General features: G+C 40.8%; 2 tRNA genes and 2 rRNA genes. All 4 read left to right on the forward strand.

Annotated features, from left to right (window positions below):
* Positions 1-94: ribosomal RNA gene (locus ESZ39_RS17490) — 16S ribosomal RNA — on the forward strand; the annotation flags it as partial.
* Between the two features lie 238 nt (positions 95-332).
* Positions 333-409, forward strand: a tRNA-Ile gene (locus tag ESZ39_RS17495).
* 120 nt (positions 410-529) lie between these two features.
* Positions 530-605 (forward strand) — tRNA-Ala (locus ESZ39_RS17500).
* 534 nt (positions 606-1,139) lie between these two features.
* Positions 1,140-1,254, forward strand: a 23S ribosomal RNA gene (locus ESZ39_RS17505); the annotation flags it as partial.

Here is a 1,254-nt window from a genome sequence, read left to right on the forward strand (position 1 = left end):
TTCGGGGAGGACGGTCACCACTTTGTGATTCATGACTGGGGTGAAGTCGTAACAAGGTAACCCTAGGGGAACCTGGGGTTGGATCACCTCCTTATCTTGAAGTAAAACAGCTTAATGAGAATACTCTTTAGAGAGTGCTCTGCGAGTGTTCACACAAATTACATGATAACAAATTAGAAGAAGTCCAAATATGCTAGCTTCAACCCTTTTAGGCGAAGTTAATTTGCTTGAGTTCAAGGCGTGCGAGAAATGAGCGTTGGAGTTACCGACTGGTAATGACAAGCGAATGACGAGTACAACGATGAAATCGAGTAAAGAAACAAATGTAAAATAGGTCTGTAGCTCAGCTGGTTAGAGCGCACCCCTGATAAGGGTGAGGTCGGCAGTTCAAGTCTGCCCAGACCTACCAATTTACGCTTTTTACGGCGTTGGTTCATCACTTGTGTAGAAAACCTACACTTCGCGATAAACTGCCTTGTAAAAAACGTTAATATACGTTTCGTTTTAGCTAAAGTATGTTTCCCATTACGGGGCTATAGCTCAGCTGGGAGAGCGCCTGCCTTGCACGCAGGAGGTCAGCAGTTCGATCCTGCTTAGCTCCACCACTTCTTCTCTAAAGAAAGAGACCAAACTTAAACTATCAAAAGTTGATGAGTTAAGTTTGGTTTTTTAAACCAAGATTTATACCGAATGCGTGTATAAGTTTAGTTCTTTAACAATCTGGAAAGCTGATATAAATACCGGTATTTATATGATGAACACGGTGTCGCGCTGTTGTTCATAAATTATAAATACCAAGCTGTTATTAATAGGAATATCGCCTGTTAATAATGGTGATTACGGTTCCTCCTCGGAAACGTAATCAACCCGGTAATAAATTTACTTTTACGAGTTAAATTTATTACCACTCTTATTCAAGACACACTTTGTGTGCGTGAAAATGTCAGACTTTACAATTGCTGTGGATTAGTCTCCACGGTGTACCAAGTTATTGGTTTTTTGTTCTTACAACAAATCAATTAATGGTCGAAGGATTTTGCTTGTTAGGCAAGGCGCTTTAATACGACGTGTAGTTTACTACATGAGGATTAACGCAACGCTGCATAACAGGGAAAAGACAAGAACATTTGGGGTTGTATGGTTAAGTGACTAAGCGTATGTGGTGGATGCCTTGGCAGTTAGAGGCGATGAAGGACGTGTTAATCTGCGAAAAGCTTTGGTGAGGTGATAAAAACCGTTATAGCCAAAGATATC

The sequence above is a fragment of the Colwellia sp. C1TZA3 genome, from assembly GCF_007954265.1.
GTDB lineage: Bacteria > Pseudomonadota > Gammaproteobacteria > Enterobacterales > Alteromonadaceae > Cognaticolwellia.